Raw genomic sequence first — 20,142 nt, forward strand, 5'->3', positions numbered from 1 at the left:
TTTTTTTTATTTTCTACTTAGGTATTCACCAAAAATTTTCACCTCTCCAAAGCTAGTCCGAATTTCTTCAATAGTATCCGAGAAAATGGAATGATCTCCAAAAACCAAGTCAATGAAAAATGCATACTCCCAAGGTTTTTCTATGACTGGAATGGATTGGATTTTACTTAAATCCATGCCGTTTTCAGCGATCAAAGTCAGGAGTTTGGCCAGCCCCCCTTTTTGATTCTGAATGGTGACCTTGATGGATGCTTTGTTGACTGACTGATCCGGCCTCACCGTGTCTTTCTGCAGGATGATAAATCGGGTGAAATTACTTTTTACCGTCTGGATATCCTGTGCTAGTATTTCCATACCATAAATCTTCGCCGCGACGGTGGATGCTATTGACGCCACACCTTTCCACTTCCCATTTGCGATATCTCTGGCAACAGATGCGGTATCGGTGTCTTCCTTGAGTTGGATATGAGGATGTTGCGCAAAAAAAGCTTTGCACTGCAATAATGCCATTGGATGGGAGCGAACTTCTGTGATTTCCTGTATGCTTTGCCCGGGCAAAGCCATAAACTGGTGTCCTATGGGCAGGTAATACTCATCTCGGATGCTCAGGCCATAGCGATCGATCAAATCATAATTTGGTAAAATCGCTCCTGCAATGGAGTTCTCAATAGCCATAACGGCATAATCTGCTTCCCCATTTGCTACGGCCCTGGCTACAGGTTCGAAAGTCGTGAAATCTAATATTTCTATTTGATCTCCAAAATTGCGCAGCGCAACCTGATGATGAAATGAACCCAGGACTCCTTGAATTGCAATCTTAACCTGTGCCATTAGATGTCCTGATTGAGAACAGAGATTCCTGCTAGTTGGCAATGCTTCCAAAAGCTGGGGTATGATTTATTCACTACTGCCGGATCTTCTATACTCACCCGGGTCTTGGTCAGCAAAGGCATAAAAGCCATCGCCATGCGGTGATCGTCATAGGTATGGATTTTCACTTCTGCCGGCATGGTGACAGATGGGATTACCTGATAGACTTCGGGCTCGATTTCCTTTAGATCAGCATTGAATTTTGCCAGCTCTTGTTGAAGTGCGTAAATTCGGTCAGTCTCCTTGATTTTCAGGCTTTCCAGTCCCGTGAATTTAGCATCTTGTCCCAAAATAGCGCAGGTCACGGCGATAGTCTGTGCCAAATCTGGGCAGTGAGTGAAGTCCCAACTTTTCAGGCCAGTCACTTCTTTTTTCTGGAGTAAAACTCCACCGTTTTGGAAAGTGCTTTTGATGCCTAGTTGATCCATGATCGCCACCACGGCAGAATCTCCCTGCAAACTATTTTCCTTTAGCCCCTCTAAAAACAATTCACCTGAATCGGCACAGGCTAGTAAACTAAACCAGTAACCTGCTCCCGACCAGTCACTTTCTACCGCAAAAGTAGTAGGCTGGTAAGCCTGCTTGGGTATGTTGATTTTATTTCCTTCCCATGAATAGCTGATGCCAAACTGCTTCATGGTGTCCAAGGTCATTTCTATGTATGATCTGGAACCTACCTTGCCTTGTAGTTCGATTTCCAGTCCTTTTGGTAGCAAGGGTGCGATCATCAGCATGGCAGAAATGTACTGGCTGGACACATCCCCACGGATTTTTACCTGATGGCTTTTCTGCTCAGTCAGCCCATGTACAGCCATAGGAGGGTAGCCTTCTGCTCCCAAATAGTGGATTTCTGCTCCTACTGTCCGCAGTGCATCTACTAATATGCCAATTGGACGCTCACACATACGTGGGGTGCCGGTCATCACCTTGTTTTGGTTGGTAATGGCAGCATAAGCCGTCAAAAACCGCATGGTCGTCCCCGCATCCAATACGTCAAAAACGGGAGGGTTTTTCTTGAGCAGGCTGATCATGGTCTGGGTATCACGTGCTTCAGCTAGATTGCTCAGGGTGTTTTTTCCTTCTGTCAGCGCATCTATGATCAGCACACGGTTAGACTCACTTTTGGAAGATGGCAGCGGTATATGTGAAGGAGCGAAATCTGATTTTTGAGCCAGATGAATAACTTCCATAGTTTCGGTTTTCAAGGGACTGATGTATTAGGTATGAGAAATGTTTTGGTAATAATGAATGGCTTCGAGGATTTCTTGCCGGGTAACTGGTATGTTATAGGTGCAGTCGCCTATGGAACTCAGCAGGGAAAACATCAATTCTTTGCCTTCGTTTTTTTTGTCTTGCAGGCAAAAATCCAACACAGGAGCCAAGTCGCTTTCCTGGATTTCTATTTTCCCGTAAACTTTCAGGAAAGCATCCTGAATCTGCTTCAGTTCAGCCATGGACAGATCCAGTTTTTTATGGGAAAGCCAAGCTTCGCAAATCATTCCTACTGCGATAGCTTCTCCATGTAATAGGTGTCTGGGACCATCTAGAAAGTAGGTTTCGAATGCATGGCCTATGGTATGCCCAAAATTCAGGATCTTTCGCAGACCGGCTTCTTTTGGATCTGCCTCTACCACAGATTTTTTGATCTCTACAGAATGATGGATGAGCGGTGCCCAATAGGAATCTTGCCAATGATCGAAATCCAGACTTTCGAAATACTGCTTGTCACGGATCAGTCCATGCTTGATGATCTCAGCATAGCCAGACCGGATCTCTTTTTCAGGTAAGGTTTTCAGGAATTGAGACGCTACAATGACCGTTTCAGGTTCATTGAACACGCCCAAGTGATTTTTTAGGCCTTCGAAATCTACGCCCAGTTTCCCACCTACGCTAGCGTCCACTTGGGAAAGCAGGGTAGTAGGCATATTGATAAAACGTATACCTCTTTTGTAAATACTGGCGCAAAAGCCCCCCATGTCACCCAAAACTCCTCCTCCAATATTGAGGAAAAGTGCTTTCCGATCGAGCTGGGCTTCAGTCATGGCAGCCCAGATTTTCATGCAGGTGGCGATAGTCTTATTTTTTTCTCCAGGGTCTATGCTGTAAAAAATACTATTGGATGGAAAAACCTCTTCTACAATAGGCAGGCAGTGTTCCTTAGTATTTTCGTCTGTCAAAATAAAAATGCTGGAATATTTGATTCCGCTGAGTACAGCAGTCAAATCTACAGATGCATTTTCAGAAAAGATTATTGAGTTCACGAAGGATAAAGTTTACTGAGTTTAAAATTAAAAAAATCTAAGGGGAGAGGAGTCCTTCCCCTCAGATTTGAATAAGCTCAGTGATGATGTGTTACTAGTTTTGATCCTTGGTAGCTTTCAGCTCTTGAGCTAGGGCTACTTACTAGCAGTTTTAAATATTATTTTTTAACTGCATCAGCTTCTCTAAGCTGCTTTTCTTGACGCTTTACTGACTCCTCGTGTATACAATAAAGCAATTCGCGCATAAACTTCTCGCTTAGGTTTTTGGCTACTCCCTTTGCCGTACGGCCTTCCATTACTTCTTTCCAACGGTCAGACTGGAATACGGATAAGTGATGCTCTCTTTTATGCGCTCCGATCTGGTCGATCACCGCAAATCTTTCCTGAAGAATGTCTAGCAACTGGTCGTCCAGATGATCTACTGCTCTTCTCAGGTCGTTTAGTTTTTCGCTAGGCTGCTCAGATTCCAAAGGCTTCTTGAAGTCAATAGCTGCGATGATTTCTTTCAGTCTTTTAGGAGTCACTTGTTGTTTGGCATCAGACCAAGCTTTGTCTGGATCGTGGTGAGTTTCGATCATCAGACCGTCCAGTCCGAAGTTTATCGCTTTTTGGGAGATTTCAAGGATTCCATCTCTTTTTCCTACTATATGAGAGGGGTCATTGATGACTTCCATACCTGTCCATACACGTTTCAGGTGCATAGGCATAGACCAGTTTGGCTTGTTTCTGAATCTTTTGTCGTAAGCATCAGAGAAACCTCTGTGAATAGCTGCCAATTTATCCAGACCTACTGCGTGGAATCTTTCCAAAGCTCCCATCCAAAGGTCAAGATCGGGGTTCATTGGGTTTTTTACCATTACAGGGATATCTGTTCCTTTCAGCGCATCGGCAATTTCCTGTACGGCGAAAGGGTTTACTGTAGTTCTGGCACCCACCCAAACCACGTCCACGTTGTTTCTAAGGGCGATTTCTGCATGAGCTGCATTGCCTACCTCCACGGTAATTGGGATGTTCAGATGATGACGTACGATTTCCATCCACTTTAAGCCTTCCTCACCTATACCTTCGAAGCTTCCCGGTCTGGTGCGTGGCTTCCAGATTCCTGCACGGAACATGGATGGGATGATGTTGTTTTCTTTCATTTCCAGACAGATCTTTTCGATCTGCTCAGGAGATTCTGCAGAGCAAGGTCCTGCGATGATGGTGGGTCCGGTCAGGCCGAGGCCCCAGTCTTTGATTTGTTTGTGCGCTTTCATATGATTACTGAGCTTTAAATGAAAAAAGCCCGACTCTTTCGAATCGGGCTTTATGTGTTTATATTTTCTTTTAGTTTTTGGCTAGGCAATACACAGCACCGATTCGATTTTGGCTTCGAAAGTAAAAGTAAAAGAAGGTAAAATATGTCGCTGCTGCTTTTAACATGTGCCAAATGTAATAGCCCAATTTTTAAAAACAAAATAATTTTTCTTCTCTTAAATTGATAATCTCCTAATAGCAGTTGGCTTTCTTTTGATTTATTGTAATTCTCCTTTGAAAATCCCTGATCTGTAAAATTATATTTTGTTTTTGATTTGAATTTTTTAAGATTCTTCCTGAAATTTTTTTAAGCAAACTGGCTGAAAATGAATCTGATCTATGAGTGCTGAAAGTGTAATGAGCTTTAATTCAAAGTCGGCTGACCTCTAGAAAACACCCTGATAGCTAAGGTAAAAGCTTGTTTCAAATATCAGAACAATCCCTGTCCAAAAGCAGTTTTTTTAATATCTTTGCGCCTTATTTAAGGATTATGCCTGCCCAACCCAATATTTCTTTTGAAAATTTAAAAGTTGCCTTTGCTTCAAAATCAGATGCGGAGCTAAAGAGGATGCACTTGGTCTTTGCTTTATTGAACAATAAAACTGTCTCAGACATAGGTATAAGCTTGACGCATTTCGCACTGAAACTTCATCTTCCGATCAAGTGGATCATGAAGCAGACGATGTTTGGTCATTTTTGCGGTGGAGAGACCATTGCAGAAAGTGTGGAAGACTGTAAGGGACTGGCTGAGTTTGGGATTGAATCTTGTCTGGACTATTCGGTGGAGGGGAAAGGTGATGAGGAGAGTTTCGAAAAGACCACAAAGGAAATCCATCAGACCTTGGTGGAGTCAGCCAAAACGGACTATTTGCCTTTCGGTGTGCTGAAGGTGACTGGATTAGGTGACTACCATATCCTGACCAAAATCCAGGCTAAAGAAAAATTATCCGATAAGGAGGAGGCAGCATTCCAGCGTTGTAAAGCCAGAGTGGATTTGCTTTGCAAAGCTGCTTATGACCTGGGATTGAGAATCCTGATTGATGCGGAAGAGTCATGGTTTCAGGATGTAGTGGATGCCTTGACATATGAGGCCATGGAAAAGTACAATACCGAACGCTGTGTGGTGTACAATACTTTCCAGATGTACCGGGCAGATATGCTTGGCAGGCTAAAGGAAGCAAAAGTGCAGGCAGCAGAGCGAGGGTATAAATTGGGTGCAAAGCTGGTACGGGGAGCATACATGGAAAAGGAGCGAGAGCGGGCTCATGAGCTAGGCTATCCCAGCCCGATCCAGCCGGATAAAGCTGCTACGGATAGGGATTATAATGCGGGGGTGGAGTTTTGTCTAGCGCATCACGAGCAGGTTTACCTCATGAGTGGCTCACATAATGAGAACAGTAACTTGTTAGTCGTGGAACTGATGGATAAATTTGGCATTGATCCTAAGTCTGACCAGGTTTTCTTTGGGCAGCTTTATGGAATGAGTGATAATATTTCCTTCAATTTGGCCAATGCCGGTTATCGCGTTTTGAAATATGTGCCTTATGGTCCGGTAGAAAAAGTAATGCCATACCTGACCCGAAGAGCGGCTGAAAACTCTAGCATAGCAGGACAGAGCAGTAGGGAGTTTGAACTAATCAAACGGGAAATAGCCAGAAGGAAGCAAAATAATTGATCAATTGGCAGTCTCAGCCGTGGTGCTGAGGTCCATAGACGGTAATCTAAGGTATTGGAAAAATTCTAATACATTAACTAGTTCAAATTTGGCATTGCTTAGCGCAAATGCTGAATTTCAAATTTTGAATTATAAATTTCAAATCATATACAATGCAACTTTTAAGCGAACAGGAACTTGAACGTAGGAAAGATAGGGAAGAATTGATGAAGCTAGGGATAAACCCTTATCCAGCGGAGGCTTTTCCCATCAATGTCACCGCGGAGGATATTCATCGTAACTATGAAAACCGCAAAAATGACTACAAGAGCATTTCCATCGCTGGCCGGCTGATGAGCCGTAGAATTATGGGTTCGGCTTCTTTTGGCGAAATCCAAGATGCATCTGGCCGTCTGCAATTCTATGTGCGTCGTGATGATATCTGTGAAGGAGAAGACAAGACGCTTTATAATACTGTATTCAAAAAGCTCTTGGGTATAGGAGATTTCCTAGGCTTGAAAGGCTATATTTTTACCACTCAAACCGGTGAGATTTCACTTCATGTGACGGAATTGACCATTCTTTCCAAATCTATCAAGCCCCTGCCGGTGGTAAAACGTGATGAGGAAGGCAATGTGCACGATGGTTTTACCGATCCTGAGATGAGATACCGTCAGCGCTATGTGGATTTGACCGTAAATCCTGAGGTGAAGAAGACCTTTATCACGCGCTCTAAAATCATCACTCAGATGAGGCGGTATTTTGATGATCATGGCTGGCTAGAGGTGGAGACACCTATCCTTCAGGCCGTGCATGGAGGAGCTGCGGCTCGTCCTTTTGATACGCATCATAATACGCTGGATATGCCGCTTTACCTGCGTATTGCCAATGAACTATATCTGAAAAGACTTATCGTAGGCGGATTCGACGGTGTCTACGAGTTTGGGAAAATGTTCCGAAATGAGGGCATGGACCGCACACATAATCCGGAGTTCACCTCTATGGAAATCTATGTGGCTTACAAAGATTACATCTGGATGATGGAAATGGTGGAGGAGATGATCGAGCAAGTCACCCAGGAGATTCATGGCAAAACCAAAATTAAGGTAGGAGGCAATGAAATCGAGTTTGCAGGGCCTTACAGAAGATTGAGCATGTATGACTCGATCAAGGAGTATGCAGGAATAGACGTGAGTAAAATGGATGAGACTGAACTTCGACAGGTTTGTAAAGACCTGAATATAGAAGTGGACGACTCTATGGGCAAGGGCAAACTGGTGGACGAGATTTTCTCTGAGAAGGTGGAAGCGCACTTGATTCAGCCAACTTACATTACGGATTATCCAATAGAAATGACACCTCTTGCCAAAAAGCACAGAACTGAGCCCGGATTGGTAGAACGATTTGAGCTTTTCGTAAATGGTAAAGAAATAGGAAATGCCTACACAGAGCTAAACGACCCTATCGATCAGCGCGAACGTTTCGAAGAACAGCTGAAGCTGGCTGAGCGTGGGGATGACGAAGCGATGGCGATGGATGAGGATTTCCTTCGCGCCCTAGAATATGGAATGCCTCCGACTTCCGGATTGGGTATTGGCATAGATCGGCTGACTATGCTGATGACAGATAATACTACCATACAGGAGGTTTTGTTTTTCCCTCAGATGAGACCGGAGAAAAAGCAAGTCGAAATGACTGAGGAAGAAAAACTGGTGTTTGAACTACTCAAGGCAGATTCTCCTGTGGAATTGCCGGAACTGAAAGGAAAAGCAGGTCTGAGCAATAAAAAGTGGGATGTGGCTATGAAAGGACTGACTGGAAAAGGAGTAGCCAAAGTGAGCAAAGAAGGTGATAAACTAACAGTCTCACTAGTGGACTAATATCTTTTTGGTAAAACTTACATAAACCGGGCTGAGAAGTCCGGTTTTTTTGTTTTAGCGTAGGAGTGGAAAAAAGACTTCCAATCAGAAGGTATATGCCCAACCCATCGGTGCTAGTCCTCCGTCTCCAAACAGCCTGATTATCTTTCAATTATATGCCTCATGACGAAGCCTAATCGATAATCCGGGTTAAATCTCAGCGCTACCGTCTTTTTTTCTTTTCATTTCAGATTGGCGCATCGGCATTTGATCTATGGTTTTAAAAAGTTCGTCGCAGGAGAGAACGGTGTTTTTTTGGAGTTTCACTCCGCCATCAAGGCCTATCAATGAAATCTGGAATTCTTTATTCTCTTTGGGTGATTTTTCAGATTCCTTGAATGTGCTTACCCACTTTCCCTCCAGTGTAAGACCTTGGCGATACTTTTGGTCAGTGTTTTGGTACACGACTATTCGTCTTTCATCTAATCCTTTTTGATGAGTTTGTAATTCATGAATTTGTTGCTTGAACAGAGGATCTCCCGGGTTTTTCGTCTGAATAATAATTAACCTGTTCTTCCATTGATGGGATGAAAGATCCTGGGCGAAATTTGCTATTGGCACCATTAGGAAATAGGGAAAAAGTATAAACTTATACATGTTCATAGCTACCTAACCGGAAAAGCCGGAAGTGGTTTTGAAAAGTCACATATTTCTTGTGTATGAGGAGTTGACTCTTAGCTTTTTAGATGGATTGTCTCTATTCAATTGGGCAGGATTTGGTTCTCCAAAATTAACACACTGGGGATTTCACTTACTCCTCTTATCAGCAGTTTGGTGTACTCCAGGGTATTATGTGCATAGGATCCTAGCACTATATCGGAATCCCCATCTCCATCTAGATCGCCCACGTCCATGGTTAACCATTTGCCCTCAGCAGCCTCCGGGATAAACTTGGGCAGAAACTTCAGATTACCTACATTTTCAAAAAGCAAGAACTGCTGTGCGGGGTTTTCTATATCATCATAGAATGCAATGCTGGCCAAATCCAAATCCCCGTCCCCGTCAAAATCTAAGCTCATGACCTTAGCTGCCCCATACTGGGGATAGAACCAGGACTCTTCAAAATCTCCGTTTCCATTATTGCTATAAATTCGGAAACCATGATAGGGTTTTGGAACGGATGAATAATCCCAATTATCTCCATTGCTCGTGATGATATCTAGTAGGCCATCTGCATTCATGTCCTGCAATTCAAAATAGCTGGTTCCGGACACTGCAGAAAATTGCAGTAGGATTTGCTCAAACTCGAAGGAGCCGTTTCCTTGATTATAAAAGACAGATAGCCTTTCATTTCCCTGGCAAAAGAGTGCTACAATATCCAATTTCCCATCTTTATTCAGATCCACAAGTTCTACTTTTCGAGCACCGGATCCGCCTAGCAGCAGGGGTTCAGCTTTGAAATTTCCATCTGAAAATACAGCTAAGTTTCCTCCATGATTACCATAGTTGCAAAGGACAAAGTCTTCCTTTCCATCATTTTGAAGATCTGCCCAAGCCCCAAAAACCGGCCTTGCTAAGTCCTCAACTTGCACCTCCCAACTGTCTTGGTTCAGGTTCATTTCATAGATAGCCCCCTGCGCCAAATCACTGGGTGCTATACTGCCTACAGAAATGAAATTATAGGTGTTCGGTGCCCTTTTGATAAAATGAACTGCCGGGCTAGCAGTGGCAGGAAGAGTAAAGAGCTGGTCCTGCTGTACGTTGACAAATACCTGATTCGTATTAGCATCTGCTATGATCAATTCAGATCTTTCTTCATTAATAGCGACCAAGCTAGTTTGGGGGCTTTGGATTCCTTCTATAAATAGTTTTTTTGGGGTAAAGGTATCAAGGATGGAAGGAGCTTCTTTTGGGATTTGAGGAGGTAAAACTACGGGAGCTTCTTCTAAAAAATAGCTGATGATGGCCTGAAAGTCCTCCTTGCTGATTTGGGGTGTGGAAGGATAGATTCCTAGCTTTTTGACCCTGGCGATTTCCTCTTCAGATTTGTTTTCCCAGACTTTCAAACTATCCTGAGCTACTTTGAATCCCATAAAAGCAGCCATTTGGGGCAAGACCTTTTGTTGCCAAATATGCTTAGGAAGTAAAGTAGGGGATGGATTGGCATGACAGGAAGCACAGTAGCTTTCGGCTAGAGTTTTACCTTTCAGTTTGCTGTCACTTTGAGCTTGGATGCCATAGCCCAAGTGAAGAAATAGCATAAATAGGAAGATCGATTTGCGAATAGAAGGCATTTTTGTCTAGGTAAAGATACCCGGCTTTTGATCAGAAGTGATTAAGGAGTAAGTTAATCCTTTGGGTGAAAATACCCTTAAATGTAGGTTGAGAATTTAATTTATATGATTATCCGCTTTTCTGCCTGTAAGGAGGCAAAAGTAGCATAGGATATGTTAAAGGCCACTTCAGCCTGTCCCGCTCCTGCGGGGGTCTTCGGTCATCGGTCTTCTGGCCGGTTGAGCGGAGAAATATTGGTTACTGGCATCATTACTTATATCAATGTTTATTTTTAGGATTATCCAGAATGTTCCACGTACAGAAAGACAGCTGCAATAATTAATCTATCAAATAGTTTTTCTCCAAAGTATCTTCTGTTGAGCTTGTAAGCAAATTGATGCAGATATTTTTCAGAGAACATATGGTAGATACCCGGAAGATTCTTTTTCAAGTTACTAATGGCCGTATGAACCCAATTTAGTTCTCCATTTGCTGAATCTTTAGTGGATTTTACCTTGATGTGTTTCTCAACCATTTTTTCCAGATCAACATAGGTTGTATTCTTATCGGTGAATAATACCGATGAGGAGGCTATCGCCTTGCCTACAAACTGTTCAACCTAATCTTTGCTTACATCTTCAAGTTTTTTCATTTTGAAAAAACCACAGTGCTTTCCTTTTTTACCTGAACCTAGGTCTTCCAGGGGTGTGGATTCGGAAGCCACAGCAACGATGGACTGTTTCTGACTGCCTTTACCTCGTTATAAACGTTCTTGAACCTTTTTTCGGGTCGCTTTTTCGACATAGGCCTCATCATATTCCACCATTCCTTGAAGCAAATAAAGCTCATCTCTTTTCCCCATTAATGCTCTTATTTTATGCATCAGATCAAAGGCTGTCTGGTAGCGTTTTAGATCCAGTTGTCGCTGAAACTCCAAACAGGAAAAGCTCTTCTTGGTCGCTGGCATCAATAGGAATGCGGTAAACCAAGTATGCAGCGACAGATTGCTGGATTCCATCACTGTACCTGCTTTCAAGGATGTCCACCTCCTACAAACGCTGCGTTCAAGGAACTTCCTGCCGGAAACCAATACTGCTTGGCAAATCCCTTGCAGGTTTTACAATAAACCCCGGTCTTTTTTAGGTACTCTTTCAAAAGTGCCTCACAACTTTCCTCATTTGGAAAATGCCGGATAAATTCAATGATAGTCATGGCTTTGTGTATTTTTACACAAGTACCGATTACCTTCACATTTACGGAAACTTTTGTAACCACCTGTCAATGAATATTTGGTAACGTGTAGGATTCCGTACAGTCATTTTGAATTTTAAAGGAATAAATAATTCGACCAATTGAATTTTGAACTTGTTGTTCCCAGACCTATCTTATTAGGAAATTGAGATTTATGAAGAACTTTTTACTACTACCTCTTTTCGTAGTAATAATAGCTTGCAGCGAAAAGACACAAGAAACCCAATCGGAAGCTTACGATGTTCCAGAACTGTTGATTAGGGACAGCTTAGTGATTGATCACTTGACAAAGCTCTATTTGATTGATGTGAAATCTGACAGATCAGAATACTTGTTTTTTGATTTTACGTCCAAGGATTTTTTGCGGGTAAATAGAGATGGACAGGTTATTATTAAAGCAAATAGAAGTGATGATGGGCCTAATAGCTATAAGGAGACCTATTTTTACACAGCTGATTATCTTGATAGTGATAAAATCCTGTTGCTTACGTATAATTTTGCGTTTTATTATGATTTGGAGTTCAACCTTCTTGAAAGGAGAAAGCTTGATTTTTCTTTAGATACCAGGAATGTAGGGGGAAGCAGAGCAGCAGAAGTGTTAGCAAACCAGTTTTATACTTTCTCAATTGAGGCGAGCGATATTGACGATGTTTATAGAGGCGAAGAATTTAACATTGCTTATCCATTTTTAACGTTTCGTGACCCACATTCTCTGGCTAAAACTGCCCATGCTTCGATACCTGAGGAAAGTCAAATCAGAAAATCACCCGCAAACTATGTAAATAAAGATCCCTTAATTTTAGAGAATGATAAAGGTTTATGGGTGTTGTTTCCTAACTCTCCTGAACTGTATGTTTTTAATAGAGATAGTCTTAGTCTGAAAAGAACAATTGCTTTAGAGCCAGATGATACCTACAAACAGATTCTACCTCCTAATCCTGAGATTAATTTTGATGGTTTTTTGAAAGAGCTGGCAGCTTCTCAGTATTTGTCATTTGCTTTTTCTAATGACTATCTCTTGACTATGTATTCTGGTGCAGCTCCGCAGGCTGAAGTTGATAGATTGCCGAAAGAATACCTGGGAGGACCTGAATTCACGGACCTGGCAGATAAATACAAAACCACAACCTATTATCAGATATTTAAAGAGGAAAAGAAGCTTTGGGAAGGGACTTGGGATGTAAGGCTCTCCTCCATTCGTAATCTTATCTATTCTGATGCCAAGCCGGGCGAAGATCCCGATGAAGTAGAGAAGGACGTTCAGACCATTTATTTTTATGAATTGAAATAAATTTACTTCCAAACAATCTTCCTTTAGAGATGCTTTAGTAGCAAAGCATTTTAAAGTCTAACAGATGAAAGGAAAGAATATAGTTATCATAGGAGGTACCTCTGGTATTGGAAAAGCCGTAGCAGATTTGGCAAAAGAGAAAGAAGCCAATCTATTTCTCTATTCCAAGTCTGCGGAAGGAGTACATCAGCTGGACGTGACAGAGGCTGATGTGAAGCTGGAAGAACTGCCTGAGCAGATCGATGGGTTGGTGTATTGCCCGGGGTCGATTAACCTGAAACCATTCCACAGGATTTCTATGGAGGATTTCCAGTCCGAAATGAATATCAATTTTTTTGGGGCAGTGAAAATCCTTCAGGCCTGTTTGAAAAATCTAAAAAAATCCGGTAACGCCTCCGTAGTGCTCTACAGTACTGTGGCAGTACAAACCGGAATGGGATTTCATGCGGGGATTGCCTCTGTCAAGGGGGCATTGGAGGGGCTGGTACGTTCTCTCGCCGCAGAATGGGCTCCAAGCAAAATCAGAGTAAACGCTATAGCGCCATCCCTCACAGATACGCCTTTAGCTCAACAGCTGGTCAGTACGGATGAAAAACGCTTGGCTTCGGATAAAAGGCACCCCTTGGGCAGAATAGGTAAGCCGGAAGATGTAGCCGAGGCTACCTGTTTTCTACTTGAGGAAAAATCATCCTGGGTGACCGGACAGATACTTCATGTAGATGGAGGAATGTCAAGTTTGAAATAAAGTCTGGCCCGAAAATAAATACACGGTATGTTGAATTTATTGCACATGGGTATGGTGTAATGTGTTGATAATATGTGTTTTAACTAGTTTTTGGGGCGGTGTGGGCCTTGGAATAGTTTTGGTGACTTTTTAGATGAATTAGAAAGGAAATCATAAAAGAACATCAACTTGTGATGTTTTTATTACCTGGATTAGGGTCTTGAAAATTGATTTTCCTTTAAGATGTTTCACTAAAATTTGCTCACTATGAAAAATTTAACATACCTATTTCTCCTAACATTTTTCAGTGTTTCGCTGCTCTCTTGCTCCCAAAAAAGTATGAAAGTGGTGACTAGGGAAGATGGAGGAGCCAGCTTATCCGATTACAATACTTACGCTTGGATTTCTGATAAGGAAAATATTCCAAATGCCTATGCGCTGGTCGGAAATAGTACTGCTTTGGTACTGAATAATGAATCAGCTCAGAAAATGGTAAAAGAAGCTGTGGAGCTTCAGATGGAAGCGCGTGGTTTTGCAAAGGACGATTCAAACCCTGATATGCTGATCAATTTTCAAGTACTGGGAGAAGATACAGAACTGAGAAAGTATATTCTAGATAATGGTCAGGATTACCTGGGTTTTGGTCCTAGATCTAAAGCTACCCAGATGGTGCCAGTAGATAAAGGAACTGTACTGATCAACTTTATGGATGCTACCAGTGGAAATCAGATCTGGCAAGGATATGCTGCCGGGGCGCTTAGAGACAGTGATATGAAAAATATGAGTGTCATGGAAGAGCGCGTGGGTGCCATCTTCGAAGACTTTGATTTCAATCAGTTTGAAACCAGCGTGACTGCAGAATAAAATCCAGATTTAATTGTAGTTGATTGTGCCAATCCCGGACTCGATGTTCGGGATTTTTTTAGGTATATACCGTAGAATCAGATTATTATTTTTAGATCTGATTATCCGCAATGATGCCAGTAGTTAAAGAATGTGGCTAGATAGTAGCGGGTAATCGTCCACCGACGAAAGTCCACTGCCCACAGCAAGTAGTAAGAAACCTTAACCTATAATGTCTCTCGCTCATGGTATGAAAAGCGGATATCCATATTTTAGCTATGAAAGCTAGTATGACTAAAAAGTCACAAACTGGTATGATTATCATCCATGAGAGATTCCATCCCGTATCCTTCGTCACGGGATAGGTTCTGACGAATAAAAATCAAATCATAAACAGATGAAACGACCTATCTTTCTTTTAACTCTGAGCTTCATATTTCTTTTGTCCTGCGGCAAATCCGATCACACAGCTCCATATATACATACAGTCACCGGAGCCGTACCTCTTGATTCTATGGGTTTAAGCTTGATTCATGAGCATATGCTGGTGGATTTTATCGGAGCAGATGCTGTTTCCCCGCATCGGTATAATCAGGAGGAAGTGATTGCTAAAGTTTTGCCTTATCTACTTGAGGTCAAAGCGTTTGGTGTTAAAACAATTTTTGATTGTACACCATCCTATTTGGCAAAAGATCCGGAATTATTGAAAATTCTGAGTGAAAAGTCCGGGATTCAAATTCTGACTAATACAGGTTTCTATGGTGCAGTCGCCGGTAAGTACCTGCCTGATTTTGTGTTTGAAGAGACAGCAGTTCAACTGGCTGATCGCTGGATAGCTGAATATGAAAATGGAATAGGCGAAACGGGTATTAAGCCAGCTTTTATCAAAATCTCTGTCAATGAAGAAATACCACTGAGAGAAGTGGATGCGAAGCTGGTAAAAGCAGCTGGTCTGACGCATCAAAAAACTGCTATGCAAATCGCTTCCCATACCGGAACCTGGGCTACGGCGGAGCAAGAAGTAGAAATTCTAATGCAAATCGGAGTGGATCCTTCTGCATTTGTGTGGGTACATGCTCAGGCCGAGCAGGATTTTCAAAATTATCTGCAAGCCGCCAGGCTTGGCGTTTGGATCAGTCTAGATGGAATTGGATGGAGTTTGGATGAATATGTAGAGCGCCTACTTTTCGCGAAGGAAAATGGGTTTTTGGGAAATGTGCTGATCTCACATGATGCCGGGTGGTATGATCCATCCAAGCCTGGCGGGGGAGACTTCGTTCCTTTCACCAATATTTTCGAAAAGCTGATGCCGGCGCTAAATGAAAAAGGTTTTGAGCAAACGGATTGGGAGATGTTATTGGAAGAGAATCCCAAGCAGGCTTTTGGAAATTAATAATTGGCAATATGGATATACGGAGTGGTGCCAGTCACCAAAATCTTTTTGCTTACCTGGTCAGAAGACCGCGAAGAATCGCGCAGTAGCGGGATAGGCCGAAATGACCACAATTTTTAAGTTTAACGTACCTTTATTGCTTTGGTCTCTTTACCGGCTGGAAAGCGGGAATCCATAATTGCCAAATTTCAAGAGTCAATTTCCAAGTTCAACTTGAGATTACTTTAATTTGAACCCCATTCTGTACGTTGCCATTAAGTACCACGGCCAATAACCTCCGAACGAAGACATGCTCACTAATGCCGAGTTTCTTCTATTTTCATTTTTGCTTTTCCAGTCAAATACGACCTGTTGTGTATAACCTAACCTGGCAAACCGCTCTATGCTATACAAATATTCATAATATGTCCCAAGCTCATCTTGCCTTAAGTAAGCTCCATCGGTACTGTTTTCACTTCCGATTTGAAAAGAAGGTCCAAAGGCCAAAGAGATTCTAAAATCCTTTTTAGTTTTCAGTACATCGTATTTCAATGTGGCACTGGTGAAAAGGCCAGAAGAATTATCCTGACCAAAATTTGGGTCATCAAAATTGTCGAATGATTTAATCGATTGGTAATAGGTCAAAGAGGGGTTCAAAGTAGTCCTCTTACCTAAGGAATAACTCAGTTCATTACTCACATGAATGCCATAAAGTCCTATGTTTCCATCAATTGCAGGGCCGGCACCTATATAGTATGTCAGGTTTTTTGCTTCTTGAGCAAAGGAGCTTGACCCTAAAAAAAGAGTAAGGAGGATAAAGTGCTGAAGTATTTTTATAGTCATAAAGTTTATTTAAGTATTTGACCGAAAGCTAACAAAAAAACTTAGTTGCAATTATGGGCTACAGCTGGGGAGTCTTGTTCTTTAATTCTTCTTTGGCCTGGGATATCTTTTGCAAAGTAGCCTGATCATTTTCACTAATCAGAGCTTTGATGGAATCCAAGGCTTTGGCATAATATTCTACCCAGGTATCCAAAATCAATTGCTCATCTTTTTTTGATCCACCGCCTGCTATAGCATCTTTACTCAGCTGAAACTCGGTTTGCAATCTAGCATGGGCTGCTGATGAAAGCATCAACACGAGTTGATCGGCAGTGTGTTCGTCCGCGTTCAAAAGGGTGTAAGCCGAAACCAAGGCGGCTGTCCCTACATTTTGCATGGTTTTCTGGGAGACCTTGTCCAGACGGTCATTATCGGTGTGATAAAACTGATCCGTAAAGTGCCAAAGCAATAGTCCTGGAATATCTGCCCTCAAAAAGGGCGTGTGATCAGATCCTCCTTCAAAGGGATTGGTTTTGACCACCCAGTCTGCATACTCACCTTGCGTTTCAAAAACGCTTATGATAAAATCATTGAGGTAGTGAGGAGTCATGTCCTCGACTTTCAGTGGTCTGCCTCCCCATTCGCTATGCTTATCCTCTCCTCGTGTCCAGATAGCACTTGGGTCAGGCATTTTTTCTATCAGGAAAGTTCCACCTGTGATAGCTGTGTTTTCGCCCACCATGTCCAGGGAAATGCCCCAGTTGATGGCGGCTTCTCTTTTGTCCTTTTCTTGTATATACCGTCCTGTGGATACGATTTCGTCCCCCCAGAGAAAGGTAAGCGTGCGCTTCAGGTCTAGCTTCCCTTGTTTGATCAGATCAGCGGTAATGCTTGCCATTTCCAGTTGAGTGCCCACTCCGGTGGCGTTGTCATTGGCACCAGGTTCCTGGATATGGGCAGAAAAAACCAAGCTTTCCAGGGGTAATTCCGAGCCTTTCACATTGGCGACTACGGTCAGTTCCTCCGATTCATAAATCTTGGTTTCTACCTTTGCCAGGACTTCTACTTTGCCTTTGGCTAGGGCTGATTTTAGTTGGTCCTTGGCCCGGTAAGACAATGCAATGGCCCAGATGGGATTCTTTTCATCATACCTCAACCCTCGAAATTGGATGGAAGTGGTGTTTTTTTCTGGCTGAAGGTACTCCGGCATGTCGTATGTCAGCACTCCCAAAGCTGCATTTTCTCCTACAAAAGACTGAAGCGCTCTGAAGCTTAACTGGTCCGAAAAGATGATCTTTCCCTTGACAGCACTAGCAGTCAGTTGATCTCTAGACGATATGTAGACCACTTCAGCTCTCACTCCGGATGGGGGAGTGGAGGAGGAGTATTGGTAAGTCATATTTCGGTTGGTCTCGGAGTTGAGCAGTAAGTCATCGGTGCCGAGTATTTCCAGGGATGCAGCTACTGGCTCCCATGTTGGCCGATTCATTTTCCTAGTTTCGATTCGGTAAGTGAACCTGTCTGAGGAGGATGCATTTTCTTCTAAAACATAGCCTGCAGCTTCCAGTTTTTCAGCAATCCTATAGACGGTGGCATCAAATCCGGTGTTGCCCGCAAGTCTCCAATATTGCTCCACAAAACCAACTGTTTCATAGGCCAAATCGGCTTTGAATTCCGGGCGTACTAGGCTGAAATAGGGATTGATACTTTGATGTAGGGGGGATTTCTGCGCAAAAGAAACGCCCGAGAGACTGATTAGAACTAGGAGGAATGTTGCTTTTAAATTCATGCTGGATTAGTTTTCCGTTGCTAGTTAGTGTTTTCTAAGTGTAAAATGGAAACCGCTTAAAGAAACAGAATGCTGTGGGCTTAGGTGAAGAGGATTAATTGATTTTCTTGCCAAATTCTTTCGGGTATTTGACGGAGGCAGCGATCGCCAAAGCCGGAATCATCGCAATGCCAACCCAGATGAAAAATCCGGTATAGCCCAGCCATTCTTGGATATAGCCTGAAATCATCCCGGGAAACATCATGCCCATAGCCATAAATCCTGTGGCCAGAGCATAGTGGGAGGTCTTGAATAGTCCCTCAGCCAGGTAAATCAGAAAGATCATATAAGCGGCAAAACCGAATCCATAGCCGAATTGCTCGATCACGACCACCGTCCCTGCAAACAATATGTTTTCCGGTTGGAAATGTGCCAGCCCGATGTACAATAAATTTGGTAGGTTGAGGGAAAGTGCCATAGGGATCATCCATTTGCCCAATCCATGACGGGAAATGGCAATTCCCCCGAGAATACCGCCTAAAAGTAAAGCAATGACCCCAATAGTTCCATATAGAAAACCTACCTCCGAGGTGCTTAATCCCAGTCCACCCGTCTGTCTATCTTCCAGTAGAAATGGAGATGCCATTTTCACCAATTGAGATTCTCCTAGACGATAGAGAAGCACAAAGGCCAAGGAAATCCCTATGTTTTTCTTGGTGAAAAAGGTGCTAAAAACCTTCCCAAAACTGGCTTCCCGGGCTCTTTTTTCAGCTGTTTCTTCTACTTTTGGCGTAGCCAAAGAATTGATGAAAGTCAGCATCAGCATCAGCAAAGCGACCAGGGTCATGGTGTAGGACCAAGCCTTGCTGTTATCTCCCAGACTGGTTTCCAGATAGCCTGCTACCATTACGATGAGTCCCTGTCCGGTAATCATTCCTATTCTATAAAAAGTCCCCCGTAACCCTACGAAGAAGGATTGTTGCTCAGGTTTCAGCGCGATCAGGTACATGCCATCGGAGGCGATGTCATTGGTGGCGGAGGCAAAAGCCCCCATCCAGAAAAAGGCTAAGGTGATGAAGAAAAACTGATTGCCGGCAGTGCTTAAGCCCACTTCAAAAAAGACTAAAGAAAGGATAAACTGCATGGAAAGAAACCACTTCCGTTTGGTGCCGAAGAGATCAACTATTGGGCTCCAGATCGGTTTGATCACCCAGGGCAAATACAATAAGCTTGTGTACAAACCAATGTCCGAATTGGAGATGCCGAGCTTTTTGTACATGATCACAGACACCACAATGATGACGATGTACGGAATACCTTCGGTCATGTAAAGTGAAGGAATCCATATCCAAGGGGATTTTTGACTGGGTTTGTTCATGGTTTTCTGATCAGATTTTCATAGACACTGATTTCTGACCCTTCGATGGTTTTTGCATTTACGGCTTTTTGGTAAAATTCTGCCGGTCCCACTCCGCCTATGATGGCGTAGGCATAGCCCATTTCCCGCATGGCTTGCAGGGATTTGATCAATAGGATTCTGCCTATTCCCTTTCCGCGTTCAGTTTCTAAAGTTCCGGTGGGGCCAAAGAAGTTTTTGGCTGTGCTTTCGTAGCAGGCAAAGCCCAGGATATCATTGCCTCTTTGCGCCAGCATGCAGGTCACTGGCTGTCGGGTAAACGAAATTTCCGTTTCGGATTTCCAGTACGCTCCAAATTGCTCCAAAACCCATTCGCAAACCAGGTGCTTTTCAGGTGCTATCGCTCTGCGAAAGACTATGTTTTCCTTTTTTAACAGGCGTGACTCTTCGAGTGAAATGTCTGGCAATCCAATCAAGCGAACGAGCATGTCTTGCATAAC

At 42.9% G+C, this 20,142-nt stretch carries 16 protein-coding genes and 1 pseudogene; 6 read left to right on the top strand and 11 right to left on the bottom strand.

What is annotated here, in order from left to right; all coding sequences use genetic code 11:
- Nucleotides 1-6: 6 nt before the first annotated feature.
- The 4 genes from PBT90_RS04775 to PBT90_RS04790 all read right to left on the bottom strand — a co-directional run bounded on the left by PBT90_RS04775 (nt 7) and on the right by PBT90_RS04790 (nt 4,387).
- The gene (locus tag PBT90_RS04775) at nt 7-831 is read right to left on the bottom strand and encodes a prephenate dehydratase (RefSeq protein WP_264809256.1); all 825 of its coding nucleotides are present in this window, start codon (nt 829-831) and stop codon (nt 7-9) included.
- The gene (locus tag PBT90_RS04780; RefSeq protein ID WP_264809257.1) at nt 831-2,060 is read right to left on the bottom strand and encodes a 3-phosphoshikimate 1-carboxyvinyltransferase; all 1,230 of its coding nucleotides are present in this window, start codon (nt 2,058-2,060) and stop codon (nt 831-833) included. The genes PBT90_RS04775 and PBT90_RS04780 overlap by 1 nt, the downstream gene beginning before the upstream one ends.
- Nucleotides 2,061-2,087: 27 nt before the next feature.
- Nucleotides 2,088-3,131 (bottom strand): 3-dehydroquinate synthase, encoded by a 1,044-nt coding sequence (gene aroB, locus PBT90_RS04785; protein WP_264809258.1) that lies wholly within the window; start codon nt 3,129-3,131, stop codon nt 2,088-2,090.
- Between the two features lie 158 nt (nt 3,132-3,289).
- A complete protein-coding gene (locus PBT90_RS04790) occupies nt 3,290-4,387 on the bottom strand; it encodes a bifunctional 3-deoxy-7-phosphoheptulonate synthase/chorismate mutase type II (protein WP_264809259.1) in 1,098 nt (365 codons plus the stop codon).
- Nucleotides 4,388-4,917: 530 nt separating this feature from the next.
- On the opposite strand from PBT90_RS04790, the gene PBT90_RS04795 reads away from it, so the two are divergent.
- Together PBT90_RS04795 and lysS are read left to right on the top strand one after the other, a co-directional pair.
- Nucleotides 4,918-6,102, top strand: coding sequence for a proline dehydrogenase family protein (locus PBT90_RS04795; RefSeq protein ID WP_264809260.1), 1,185 nt, complete (start codon nt 4,918-4,920; stop codon nt 6,100-6,102).
- A gap of 152 nt (nt 6,103-6,254) precedes the next feature.
- Nucleotides 6,255-7,961, top strand: coding sequence for a lysine--tRNA ligase (lysS, locus tag PBT90_RS04800; RefSeq protein WP_264809261.1), 1,707 nt, complete (start codon nt 6,255-6,257; stop codon nt 7,959-7,961).
- Nucleotides 7,962-8,150: 189 nt separating this feature from the next.
- Here lysS and PBT90_RS04805 read toward each other — a convergent pair whose 3' ends face one another.
- From PBT90_RS04805 to PBT90_RS04815, 3 genes and pseudogenes are all read right to left on the bottom strand, one after another.
- Nucleotides 8,151-8,597 (bottom strand): DUF4174 domain-containing protein, encoded by a 447-nt coding sequence (locus tag PBT90_RS04805; protein WP_264809262.1) that lies wholly within the window; start codon nt 8,595-8,597, stop codon nt 8,151-8,153.
- A 104-nt stretch (nt 8,598-8,701) separates the two neighbouring features.
- Nucleotides 8,702-10,201 carry a VCBS repeat-containing protein gene (locus PBT90_RS04810; RefSeq protein WP_264809263.1) on the bottom strand — a complete coding sequence of 500 codons (1,500 nt, stop codon included), beginning with the start codon at nt 10,199-10,201 and terminating at the stop codon, nt 8,702-8,704.
- Nucleotides 10,202-10,512: 311 nt separating this feature from the next.
- Nucleotides 10,513-11,426, bottom strand: a pseudogene (locus PBT90_RS04815) (IS1595 family transposase).
- A gap of 193 nt (nt 11,427-11,619) precedes the next feature.
- On the opposite strand from PBT90_RS04815, the gene PBT90_RS04820 reads away from it, so the two are divergent.
- The 4 genes from PBT90_RS04820 (at nt 11,620) to PBT90_RS04835 (ending at nt 15,716) form a co-directional block, all read left to right on the top strand.
- Nucleotides 11,620-12,756 (top strand): hypothetical protein, encoded by a 1,137-nt coding sequence (locus PBT90_RS04820; protein ID WP_264809264.1) that lies wholly within the window; start codon nt 11,620-11,622, stop codon nt 12,754-12,756.
- Between the two features lie 64 nt (nt 12,757-12,820).
- The gene (locus PBT90_RS04825) at nt 12,821-13,501 is read left to right on the top strand and encodes an SDR family NAD(P)-dependent oxidoreductase (RefSeq protein WP_264809266.1); all 681 of its coding nucleotides are present in this window, start codon (nt 12,821-12,823) and stop codon (nt 13,499-13,501) included.
- A gap of 246 nt (nt 13,502-13,747) precedes the next feature.
- Nucleotides 13,748-14,344, top strand: a complete 597-nt coding sequence (locus PBT90_RS04830) for a DUF4136 domain-containing protein (protein ID WP_264809267.1) — start codon at nt 13,748-13,750, stop codon at nt 14,342-14,344.
- 376 nt (nt 14,345-14,720) lie between these two features.
- Nucleotides 14,721-15,716, top strand: coding sequence for a phosphotriesterase family protein (locus PBT90_RS04835; RefSeq protein WP_264809268.1), 996 nt, complete (start codon nt 14,721-14,723; stop codon nt 15,714-15,716).
- 219 nt (nt 15,717-15,935) lie between these two features.
- Here the strand turns inward: PBT90_RS04835 and PBT90_RS04840 are convergent, their stop codons facing one another.
- From PBT90_RS04840 to PBT90_RS04855, 4 genes are all read right to left on the bottom strand, one after another.
- Complete coding sequence (locus PBT90_RS04840) at nt 15,936-16,538, bottom strand: hypothetical protein (protein ID WP_264809269.1); 603 nt, start codon at nt 16,536-16,538, stop codon at nt 15,936-15,938.
- 58 nt (nt 16,539-16,596) lie between these two features.
- Complete coding sequence (locus PBT90_RS04845) at nt 16,597-18,306, bottom strand: M28 family peptidase (protein WP_264809270.1); 1,710 nt, start codon at nt 18,304-18,306, stop codon at nt 16,597-16,599.
- Between the two features lie 94 nt (nt 18,307-18,400).
- Nucleotides 18,401-19,663 (bottom strand): MFS transporter, encoded by a 1,263-nt coding sequence (locus PBT90_RS04850; RefSeq protein WP_270131844.1) that lies wholly within the window; start codon nt 19,661-19,663, stop codon nt 18,401-18,403.
- Nucleotides 19,660-20,139: a GNAT family N-acetyltransferase gene (locus tag PBT90_RS04855; RefSeq protein WP_264809272.1), complete on the bottom strand. Its 480-nt coding sequence runs from the start codon at nt 20,137-20,139 to the stop codon at nt 19,660-19,662. The genes PBT90_RS04850 and PBT90_RS04855 overlap by 4 nt, the downstream gene beginning before the upstream one ends.
- Nucleotides 20,140-20,142: the final 3 nt, after the last annotated feature.

The sequence above is a fragment of the Algoriphagus sp. TR-M9 genome, assembly GCF_027594545.1.
Taxonomy (GTDB): Bacteria; Bacteroidota; Bacteroidia; order Cytophagales; family Cyclobacteriaceae; genus Algoriphagus; species Algoriphagus halophytocola.

Bases quoted from the DNA above. Each gene is read 5' to 3' on its own strand.
- PBT90_RS04775 (WP_264809256.1), bottom strand. From the start codon at position 831: ATGGCACAGGTTAAGATTGCAATTCAAGGAGTCCTGGGTTCATTTCAT.
- PBT90_RS04780 (WP_264809257.1), bottom strand. From the start codon at position 2,060: ATGGAAGTTATTCATCTGGCTCAAAAATCAGATTTCGCTCCTTCACAT.
- PBT90_RS04790 (WP_264809259.1), bottom strand. From the start codon at position 4,387: ATGAAAGCGCACAAACAAATCAAAGACTGGGGCCTCGGCCTGACCGGA.
- PBT90_RS04795 (WP_264809260.1), top strand. From the start codon at position 4,918: ATGCCTGCCCAACCCAATATTTCTTTTGAAAATTTAAAAGTTGCCTTT.
- lysS (WP_264809261.1), top strand. From the start codon at position 6,255: ATGCAACTTTTAAGCGAACAGGAACTTGAACGTAGGAAAGATAGGGAA.
- PBT90_RS04805 (WP_264809262.1), bottom strand. From the start codon at position 8,597: ATGTATAAGTTTATACTTTTTCCCTATTTCCTAATGGTGCCAATAGCA.
- PBT90_RS04810 (WP_264809263.1), bottom strand. From the start codon at position 10,201: ATGCTATTTCTTCACTTGGGCTATGGCATCCAAGCTCAAAGTGACAGC.
- PBT90_RS04820 (WP_264809264.1), top strand. From the start codon at position 11,620: ATGAAGAACTTTTTACTACTACCTCTTTTCGTAGTAATAATAGCTTGC.
- PBT90_RS04825 (WP_264809266.1), top strand. From the start codon at position 12,821: ATGAAAGGAAAGAATATAGTTATCATAGGAGGTACCTCTGGTATTGGA.
- PBT90_RS04830 (WP_264809267.1), top strand. From the start codon at position 13,748: ATGAAAAATTTAACATACCTATTTCTCCTAACATTTTTCAGTGTTTCG.
- PBT90_RS04835 (WP_264809268.1), top strand. From the start codon at position 14,721: ATGAAACGACCTATCTTTCTTTTAACTCTGAGCTTCATATTTCTTTTG.
- PBT90_RS04840 (WP_264809269.1), bottom strand. From the start codon at position 16,538: ATGACTATAAAAATACTTCAGCACTTTATCCTCCTTACTCTTTTTTTA.
- PBT90_RS04845 (WP_264809270.1), bottom strand. From the start codon at position 18,306: ATGAATTTAAAAGCAACATTCCTCCTAGTTCTAATCAGTCTCTCGGGC.
- PBT90_RS04850 (WP_270131844.1), bottom strand. From the start codon at position 19,663: ATGAACAAACCCAGTCAAAAATCCCCTTGGATATGGATTCCTTCACTT.
- PBT90_RS04855 (WP_264809272.1), bottom strand. From the start codon at position 20,139: ATGCAAGACATGCTCGTTCGCTTGATTGGATTGCCAGACATTTCACTC.